We start from the raw sequence: 6,095 nt of genomic DNA, 5'->3' as shown, positions 1-6,095 counted from the left end.
TCGAATATCGTTCGTCATTAACAATATGAGAAAATGCATCTAAAAGAAATAAACAACCTGGAAAATTATTTTTAAATTTAGAAACATACTCGTTATTTTTCAAAATAACTGTTTCAACACCCAGTTGCTCTAATTGTTCTTGAAATACTTGGGGTAAATATCTATCTGTAAAGAGTTGTAATTTTGCATCAGCATAAGTTTTTGCTGATGCAAACATAACAATTATACACTTATAGTAAATATCAAACTTACTACTAACCTCGATTGCTCCTATATTAGGAGCAACCTCATCTACGTGAAAGAAACTTGTACAGATGTAATTCATTTAATGTTCCAAAGAAACAGAGACATCATGACCATGTGCTTTCAACAATGCAAAACGCTGCGCTTCTTTTAAATCTTCAGCCACCATTTCTGCACACATTTCTTGCACGGTAATTTCGGGTGTCCAACCCAATACTTCTTTAGCTTTTGTCGGATCACCCAATAAAGTTTCTACTTCAGCAGGGCGGAAGTAACGTGGGTCAACAGCAATCAAAACATCACCGACTTGAACAGCAGGTGCTTTATCGCCTTCAACCTTGGTCACAATCCCTTTTTCATCTATACCCGTGCCGGTAAATTCAAGCGTAATCCCCAGCTCTAAAGCTGACCACTCAATGAATTGACGTACGCTATATTGCACACCTGTTGCAATCACAAAATCTTCAGGTTTGTCTTGTTGCAACATCATCCATTGCATACGCACGTAGTCTTTCGCATGACCCCAGTCACGTAAAGAATCCAAGTTACCCATATATAGGCACTGGTCTAAACCTTGCGCAATATTGGCTAAACCACGAGTAATTTTACGAGTAACGAAAGTTTCACCGCGACGTGGAGATTCATGGTTAAACAAAATACCATTACAAGCAAACATGCCATATGCTTCACGGTAGTTCACCGCAATCCAATACGCATAAAGCTTTGCAACTGCATACGGAGAACGTGGATGGAATGGTGTGGTTTCTTTTTGTGGAATTTCTTGGACTAAACCATAAAGTTCAGAGGTTGAAGCTTGATAGAACTTGGTTTTTTTCTCTAAACCTAAGAAACGAATCGCTTCAAGTAAACGCAAAGTACCAATGGCATCAACATCTGCTGTATATTCAGGGGATTCAAATGATACGGCTACGTGTGACTGTGCACCTAAGTTATAGACTTCGTCAGGCTGTACTTCAGCTAAAATACGGGTCAAATTTGATGAGTCAGTTAAATCACCATAGTGCAGATGCAAGCGTGCATGTGACTCATGCGGGTCTTGATAAATATGGTCAATACGTTGTGTATTAAATAAAGAAGAACGACGTTTAATACCATGGACTTCATAGCCTTTTTCTAATAAGAATTCTGCTAGGTAAGAACCATCTTGTCCCGTAATACCTGTAATTAATGCTTTTTTCATTTGTTTAACATCCTAAATTAAAAATTAGTTATCGCCAAATAAATCTCGTGTAAAAACTTTATCTAATACATCATCTAAATCAGAAACCATACGATTTGCCACAATCACATCTGCTCGTCTTTTAAACTCTGTAAAGTCTTTTAAAACCTTAGAGTTATAAAAATCATCTTGTGCCAAATTAGGTTCAAAAATAATGACCTCTATGCCTTTTGCCTTCAAACGCTTCATAATACCTTGAATTGCAGACTGCCTAAAGTTATCACTGCCTGCTTTCATCACAAGACGATAAATGCCAACCACTTTTGGCTCACGTTTTAAAATTTCATCCGCAATAAAGTCTTTACGTGTAGTATTTGATTGAATAATGGCTGAAATTAAACTTTGTGGTACGTCTTGATAATTTGCTAAAAGCTGCTTGGTATCTTTTGGGAGACAATAACCACCATAACCAAAAGAAGGATTGTTATAATGTGTTCCAATACGTGGGTCTAAACCTACTGCCTGAATAATGTCTTTACTATTTAATCCACGTAAAGCACAGTAACTATCTAATTCATTGAAGTAAGCAACACGCATCGCTAAATAAGTATTTGAGAATAACTTTACTGCTTCTGCTTCAGTTGAATCCATTAATGCAATATCAACTTCTGGCTTTAGACTTGCACTTTTAAAAAGTTCAGCAATTTTTTGCCCCACTTCACTTTTATCTCCAACGACAATGCGTGATGGATATAAATTATCAAATAAGGCTTTGCCTTCACGTAAAAATTCAGGTGAAAAGACAATTTTAAGATTTGGAAAAAGCGTTTGAACTTTCTTGGTAAAACCAACAGGAATTGTTGATTTAATAATAGTAACTGCCGAAGTCTCTAACAAATTTAGATCATTTAAAACCTGTTCGATTGAACTTGTATCAAAATAATTTGTTTTTTCATCATAATTGGTCGGTGTAGCAATAATGATATAGTCAGCATCTTTATATGCTTCTGATTTATCTAAAGTCGCCTTAAAGCTAATTTCCTTCAATAGGTATTTTTCAATCAACTGGTCTTGAATCGGTGATTTTTTTTCTTGTAATAGTCTTACACGGCTTTCATCAATATCCAATGCAATTACTTGATGCTGTTGGCTAAAAAGCATTGCGTTCGAAAGCCCTACATACCCTGTGCCAACAATGGCCAACTTCAACATGAATATATCTACCTTTTTAATCAATTTGCATAAACCATTAATATAATGTAGGTTTAATTTTAGGTATCGAAACTATATCAAAAGCTGAATTAAATGAGTAGCTGTTTATCCCAATTTTGGAAGTTAAAATCAGCCTATAAAGCAAATAAAAGCTATATTAATTCATAATTAATAAGACTTTTTCTGATATACATAGCCATCGACACACTTCTCTAAAACATCGTAAATATAGTCTAATTGGATTTGTTCTAAGCAACTAATATTCAATTCTTGAAAGATAAAGTCTATCTTTGAATAGTCAAAATACTTCTCAAAAGACTTCAAAATCCTCTGATGCTCTGTTGCTTTTACCCCTTCAGCATCAATCAATAATTCTTCATATAACTTTTCACCCGGACGTAAGCCAGTAAACTGAATTTCAATATCACCTACCCTATTTTCATCTATAGGACGGAATCCACTGAGGCGAATCATTTGTCGAGCTAAATCAACAATCTTTACTGACTCCCCCATATCGAGTAAAAATACATCACCACCAGTCCCCATTGCACCCGCTTGAATCACAAGTTGCGCCGCTTCAGGAATGGTCATAAAGTAACGCGTCACTTCAGGATGGGTCACTGTCACAGGACCACCTTGTGCAATTTGTTTCTTAAACAGGGGGACCACTGAACCTGATGAACCGAGTACATTACCAAAACGTACAATACTGATTTGTGTCTTAGGATTGGTTGATGCCAAACCCTGACAATACAACTCCGCCATACGTTTTGAAGCACCCATCACATTGGTCGGACGTACTGCTTTATCGGTTGAAATCAGCACAAAGGTTTCCACATCTTGAGCTACAGCGGCATCTACACTGCGCTGTGTACCAATCGAGGTATTATAAATCCCCTCAAATGGATTGGCTTCAACCAATGGCACATGCTTATAGGCCGCTGCGTGATACACCGTTTGCACGCTGTATTGCTGCAATATTCGCTCTAGTTTCACTTGATTAGTCACAGATCCCAATACTGGAATGACTTGAATACCTGAGTTTTGTAATTCCCTGTCTATGGAATACAAGGCAAACTCAGACATTTCAAACAGAACTAGCAATTTAGGCTGGTGCTTGACGATCTGACGGCACAGTTCAGAGCCAATTGAGCCCCCTGCCCCGGTGACCATGACCACTTTGCCTTTAATATTTTTTTCAAGTAACTCAGGTTTTGGTGGAATCGGATCACGACCAAGTAAATCAATAATATCCACTTCCCGAATATCTGAGACTTTGACCTGACCATCGACCAGCTGGGTCACTCCAGGCAATTCCATGATTTTTACATCGGCCTGTTCAAAAGACTCAATAATTTCTTTTTTACGGGCACGGCCAACGGAAGGCATCGCCAGCAAAATTTCTTCTATATGAAATTTACGGAACTTGCTTAAGGCTCGTTTTGGGGAATAGATTTTTAAACCGCTAAGTGACCGCCCTTGCAGTGAAGTCTTGTCATCAATAAAGCAGACGGGTAGATAATTGTCTGAACGGAACAGCGCTGCTGCGATCTGCTGACCCGCCAGACCCGCACCATAAATCGCAACACGCTTCCGGTTTGCCTTTTTAGCAAAAGTCCGCAAGGTCAGATAACGGATTAGTGCACGGCTCCACCACATCCAGGAAAACAGCACAAAGCCATACATGAGCGGGATGCTCATCGGGATAAAGGCCAGGTCCAGTTTCTTTACAGCATACAACACAACAATCTGGATAAAAGTCGCAATGGAAAGCCGTAACAAATAATCTTCATTAAATGAACGGACAATCGCACTGTAGATGCCCATCAGGGCAAAGATCAGAACCCCCAAAGCCCCGACATAGAGATACCAGAACTCCAGTCCTTCCATAACCGGAACATTGGGTCTGGCCAGACGAATAGCATAGACCAGCCACATAATCACCGGCAAGACACAGATATCCATCGCTACCAGTACAATCTGTTTCTGGTAACGTGGCAGAGATGCAAGATATCGGATAATGTCTTTCACAAAGAGGACTCAAGTTCAGATTTAAAAATCAGGGAAGGCGCAAATTATACGCTGTTTTCGACTATGAAATACGGGCAATCACCTGCTGAATCGCATCTACGGTTTTTTGTAGGCTTTGTTCAGACAAGGTTGGATGCACCACAAACATCAAGCTGCTTTCACCCAGCTGTTGAGCATTTCTCAAACGCTGTGCCGGACGCCATGGCGTACCATCAAAAGCTTTTTCGAGATACACTTCTGAACATGAGCCACTAAAACATGGTACGCCTAGCGCATTGATTTCGGCCATGATGCGATCACGTGACCAGTCTTCTGGCAAAGTATCGATATTCACCTGCACATAGCATTTATAAGCCGCATGTACATAATCAACAGATGGTTTGGCTACAGTAAAATAAGGACTATTTTCAAAAGCAGCCTGAATCCGTGCCATATTGGTATTACGTACAGCAGTCCATTCCGGCATTTTTTTCAGTTGAATGCGACCAATCACCGCCTGCATTTCCATCATGCGCCAGTTGGTACCAAAGCTGTCATGTAACCAACGGAATCCTGGTGGATGCTGCTTGTTATACACGCTGTCATAGTTTTTGCCATGGTCTTTATAGGACCACATTTTCTTCCACAGCGTTTCATCATTGGTGGTGACCATGCCGCCTTCACCACCGGTGGTCATGATCTTGTCCTGACAGAAGGACCAGACACCGATATGTCCGATAGAACCGGCAGATTTACCTTTATACATGGCACCATGCGCTTGGGCACAATCCTCAATCACATACAGGCCTTTTTCTTCAGCCAGCTGCATGATTGGATCCATATCACACATCCAGCCTGCCAGATGCACACAGATAATCGCTTTAGTATTTGGCGTCAGGACTGCTTCAATAGTACGACGGGAAATATTCTGAGAATCCAACTCCACATCGGCAAAGACAGGATTAGCACCAGCAGTAACAATCGAGCTTGCTGAAGCAAGGAAAGTCCGTGAAGTGACAATCACATCATCCCCTGCCCCGATTCCCAAGGCTTTCAGCGCTACGTCCAACGCAACCGTGCCATTAGCCACCGCAACGGCGTGTTTTGTTCCCACAAACTGCGCAAATTCCTTTTCAAATTCACGGCATTCCTGACCGGTCCAGTAATTGACTTTATTTGACAAAAGAACCTTTGATACCGCGTCTGCTTCCTCTTGAGTAAAGCTTGGCCACGGCTCAAATGCAGTGTTTAACATGGGTATTTCCTGGTTGAGAGATTTATTTAGACTCGATAATGCGAGCCGGATTGCCGACCACAGTCACGCCGGCTGGAACACTTTTGGTGACTACAGCACCCATACCGACGATTGCGCCACGACCAATCACCAAAGGCTGATCTGGTGTGCCCTGCTTGATCATGGCTCCGGCACCGATATAGGCATGGTCATGGA

The 6,095-nt window shown here is 40.7% G+C and carries 6 protein-coding genes; all 6 read right to left on the bottom strand.

All coding sequences use genetic code 11. From position 1 onward, the window contains the following. Positions 1-325, bottom strand: a 325-nt coding sequence (locus B4J23_RS01220) for a hypothetical protein (protein WP_291358458.1), incomplete at its 3' end; no start/stop codon positions are given. Then, a complete protein-coding gene (gene gmd, locus B4J23_RS01215; RefSeq protein WP_291358456.1) occupies positions 326-1,444 on the bottom strand; it encodes a GDP-mannose 4,6-dehydratase in 1,119 nt (372 codons plus the stop codon). 24 nt (positions 1,445-1,468) lie between these two features. Then, positions 1,469-2,632: a nucleotide sugar dehydrogenase gene (locus B4J23_RS01210; RefSeq protein ID WP_291358459.1), complete on the bottom strand. Its 1,164-nt coding sequence runs from the start codon at positions 2,630-2,632 to the stop codon at positions 1,469-1,471. 171 nt (positions 2,633-2,803) lie between these two features. After that, entirely contained in the window at positions 2,804-4,666 is a 1,863-nt protein-coding gene (locus B4J23_RS01205) for a polysaccharide biosynthesis protein (protein ID WP_291358454.1), read from the bottom strand. Positions 4,667-4,727: 61 nt separating this feature from the next. Continuing rightward, complete coding sequence (locus B4J23_RS01200) at positions 4,728-5,900, bottom strand: DegT/DnrJ/EryC1/StrS family aminotransferase (protein WP_291358452.1); 1,173 nt, start codon at positions 5,898-5,900, stop codon at positions 4,728-4,730. Between the two features lie 22 nt (positions 5,901-5,922). After that, positions 5,923-6,095 (bottom strand): acyltransferase (locus tag B4J23_RS01195; RefSeq protein ID WP_414631556.1); only part of this gene is annotated, 173 nt, incomplete at its 5' end.

The sequence above is a fragment of the Acinetobacter sp. UBA3025 genome (assembly GCF_002367915.1).
Taxonomy (GTDB): domain Bacteria; phylum Pseudomonadota; class Gammaproteobacteria; order Pseudomonadales; family Moraxellaceae; genus Acinetobacter.
This window is presented reverse-complemented; position numbering and strand designations above follow the sequence as displayed.

Bases quoted from the DNA above. Each gene is read 5' to 3' on its own strand.
- B4J23_RS01200 (WP_291358452.1), bottom strand. From the start codon at position 5,900: ATGTTAAACACTGCATTTGAGCCGTGGCCAAGCTTTACTCAAGAGGAA.
- gmd (WP_291358456.1), bottom strand. From the start codon at position 1,444: ATGAAAAAAGCATTAATTACAGGTATTACGGGACAAGATGGTTCTTAC.